A 3741-nucleotide genomic window follows, 5' to 3' on the forward strand; every position below is an offset into this window, starting at 1 on the left:
CGCCCGCCAGCGCCTCGATGAGGTCTATGCCGCCTATGCCGAGCCGGACGCCGACTTCGACGCGCTGGCGGCCGAGCAGGGCAAGCTTGAGGCCATCATCGCCGCCGCCGGCACCGATTCCGAGCACCAGCTGGAGATCGCCGCCGACGCGCTGCGCCTGCCGCCGTGGGACGCCGTGATCGGCAACCTGTCGGGCGGCGAGAAGCGCCGCGTGGCGCTGTGCAAGCTGCTCCTGTCCAAGCCCGACATGCTGCTGCTCGATGAGCCGACCAACCACCTGGACGCCGAGTCCGTCGAATGGCTGGAGCAGTTCCTGCACCGCTTCACGGGCACGGTGGTCGCCATCACCCACGACCGCTATTTCCTGGACAACGTCGCCGAATGGATCCTGGAGCTCGACCGTGGCCAGGGCATCCCCTACAAGGGCAACTACACCGAATGGCTGTTGCAAAAGCAGGCCCGCCTGGAGGCCGAGCAAAAGGGCGAGGAGGCGCGCGCCAAGGCGCTGAAGAAGGAGCTGGAGTGGGTGCGCCAGAACGCCAAGGCGCGCCAGACCAAGTCCAAGGCGCGCATCGCCCGTTTCGAGGAGTTGTCCGATTACGAATACCAGCGCCGCAACGAAACGCAGGAGATCTTCATCCCCGTGGCCGAGCGCCTGGGTACGCAGGTCATCGAGTTCAAGAACGTCACCAAGAGCTTCGGCGACCGGGTGCTGATCGATGACCTGTCGATGAACATCCCGGCCGGCGCCATCGTCGGCATCATCGGCCCGAACGGCGCCGGCAAGTCCACGCTGTTCAAGCTGATCGCCGGGCGCGAGCAACCCGATTCCGGCGAGATCGTCATCGGCCAGACCGTGAAGATGGCCTTCGTGGACCAGTCGCGCGATGCGCTGGAGAACGAGAAGACCGTCTGGGAGGACATCTCCGGCGGCCTCGACATCATCAACGTCGGCAAGTTCCAGATGGCCTCGCGGGCGTATGCCGGGCGCTTCAACTTCAACGGCCAGGACCAGCAGAAGAAGGTCGGCAACCTCTCGGGCGGCGAGCGCGGCCGCCTGCACCTGGCCAAGACGCTGATCCAGGGCGGCAACGTGCTGCTGCTGGACGAGCCGTCGAACGATCTGGACGTCGAGACCCTGCGCGCGCTGGAAGACGCGCTGCTGGAATACGCCGGCACGGTGCTGGTGATCTCCCACGACCGCTGGTTCCTGGACCGCATCGCCACGCACATCCTGGCGGCCGAGGGCGACAGCCAGTGGGTGTACTTCGACGGCAACTACCAGGAGTACGAGGCCGACAAGAGAAAGCGCCTGGGCGAGGAGGGCGCGGCGCCGAAGCGCATGCGCTACAAGGCGCTCAAGTGAGGGGGCCGGTAGTACCATAGGAAGGTCTTTCGCCCGCCTTGCCCCATCCTCGAGACATGCCCGCTTCTGCGCCCCGCGCCACCTCGGTCTTTCGCGCCTGCGTGGTGCAGGCCATCCGCGAGGGCGAGGCCTTGATGCAGGGGCTGGCCGGTGCCACGCGCACCGCGCTGGGCGAGCGGGAAGAGCGCAGCCGCGACATCGCGCAGCGCTCCCTGGTGGCGGACGCGCTGCGCCTGCTGGGGCAGCACGAGGCGGCGCTGGTCAAGGCTTATCCGCTGGCCCTGCTGGAAGTGTTCGCCGACGGACTGGCGCAGCCGCGCGCGCCAGTCAGCCACGATTCGGGCATGGACTTCGGCGAGCTGGCGCTGGTGGACGACGCCGAGGTACAGGCCCAGGTCGAGCTGGCACGCGCCCACCAGGTCGCCGCGCACGCCACCGACGTGGCTCTGGCCGAGCTCAATGCGCTGGTCAGCGCGGCGCAGGGGCTGCTGAGCGTGCAGCCCGAGCGCAATCCGCTGCGCCCCGAGAACTACATCCGGGCGCTGCAGCGGGTGGTCGGCGAGACGGGCGTGCCGGGCGAGGTGCGCGGGCTGTGGATGGCCGAGATGCGCGAGGAGCTGGCGCGCCAGCTCGTGCGCGCCTACCAGGCCGCGTCGCAGAGACTGCGCGAGCAGGGCGTGCGGCCGGTGGGCTACGCCGTCACGGGCGCCGCCGCGGCGCGCACGGGGCACGACATGCTGGGCGGGCCCAGCGGTTACTACCCGACCAGCGGCCATGGCGGAGGCTACGGCCCTTCCGCTTATGGCACCTCCATGTACGGGATGCCCGGCAGCCACTTCCACGCTTCCGGCGCGGTGGGACTGCCTGGTCCGCTCTCGGGCGGCATGCCGCTGGCGGCGCAGGCCCAGGAGGCGCTGCTCACGGTGGGCATGCTGCGGCAGATGCTTGCCGGGGCGGGCGATCCGCTGCTGGCGACCTCGGGGGTGGCGGTGCCGGCCTCGGCCTTCGCTGCGGTGGCGCCACAGCCCGTCCACGTGACGCAGGAGGCGGCAGAGGCGATGCAGGACATCGCCGAACTGGAGCGCCTGATCGGCCGGTTGGCGCCCGGGGCGGCACAAGGGGCCGCAGCGTCCGCGCCGGGGGCCGCGCTGGCGGCGTCCGTCCAGCGGCCCGCCGCGGCGCCCGAACCGACTGCGCAGGACGTGGTCAGCCGCATGATGGAGCACATTGCCCAGGACTCGCGCCTGCTGCCGCCGATGCAGCGGGCGGTGCAGAGCCTGGAGCCGGCCCTCAAGGAGCTGGTGCGCCACGATACGCGCTTCTTCACCGACGAGCAGCACCCGGCGCGGCGGCTGCTCGATGAGCTCACGCAGCGCAGCCTGGCCTTCGACGATCCGGAAGCGCCGGCGTTCAGCCGTTTCATGCGGCTGGTCAACGAGGTGGTGGACCACCTGGTGGCGACCCCGATCCAGAGCGCGGCACCGTTCGAGCGTGTCATGCAGGCGCTGGAGAAGGCCTGGGCCACCCAGGAGCGGCAGCGGCGCGAGCGGCGCGAGGCGCGCGCGCGCGAGCAACGCGAGCGCGCGCAGCGCGAGGAGCTGGCGCGCAGCCTGGCAGACAGCTTTGCCCGGCTGCCCGGGGCCGGCGACGCGCCCACCGACCTGTACGCCTTCGTCACCGGGCCGTGGGCGCGGGTCGTGGCGCGGGCCCAGCTGGGCGGCGCGGGCGAAGGCGATGGGGACGATCCGGGCGGGTACCTGGGGCTGGTGCCGCTGTTGCTGGTGTGCGGTCAGGAGGAGGCGCTGCGCGCCGAACCCGAGCGCCTGGCCGCGGAACTCGAGCAGGCATTGCCGCGCATCGTGGAGGCGCTGCAGGCGGCGGGCGAGCCCGAGCAGGAGATCGGCCAGCTGCAGCGCCGCCTCGGCGAGCTGCTGCAGCGCGCTCGGGAGCGTGCGGCCGCACGGGATGCGGCGCCGCTGAACGACGAGGCGCCGGCAGCGCCGGAACCGGCGCCGTACACCGCGGCGCCGCCGGCCGAGGGGGCCGAGAGCGTTGCCGATGCGGGCGAGACCGAGCAACCCTCCGAGCTGCCCGCGGCGGGCCTGGAGCTGCAGCTCGGGCAGTGGGTGGAGTTCATGAGCCGCCAGGGCCGGGTGCGCACCCAGCTCACCTGGGTCAGTCCGCAAAACACGCTGTTCCTGTTCACCGCGGCCGATGGCAGCACGCAGTCGATGACGCGCCGCATGATCGACAAGCTCGCCGGCGAGGGCAGCTTCCGCCTGCTGGCGGGGGGGCAGGCGGTGGTGGATCGGGCGCTCTCGCGCGCTACCGGGACCGACCCCCGACCACAGAGTCGGGGCGAGCCCCGGCGCGCC

At 71.5% G+C, this 3741-nt stretch carries 2 protein-coding genes; both read left to right on the forward strand.

The window, feature by feature from the left end:
* Positions 1-1366, forward strand: a 1366-nt coding sequence (ettA, locus tag A612_RS02880; protein WP_019373097.1) for an energy-dependent translational throttle protein EttA, incomplete at its 5' end; no start/stop codon positions are given.
* Between the two features lie 56 nt (positions 1367-1422).
* Positions 1423-3741: DUF1631 family protein (locus tag A612_RS02885; protein ID WP_019373098.1), on the forward strand; the 2319-nt coding region annotated here is incomplete at its 3' end.

Origin of the sequence: Melaminivora alkalimesophila (genome assembly GCF_000282995.1) — a bacterium.
Classification (GTDB): Bacteria; Pseudomonadota; Gammaproteobacteria; order Burkholderiales; family Burkholderiaceae_C; genus Melaminivora; species Melaminivora alkalimesophila.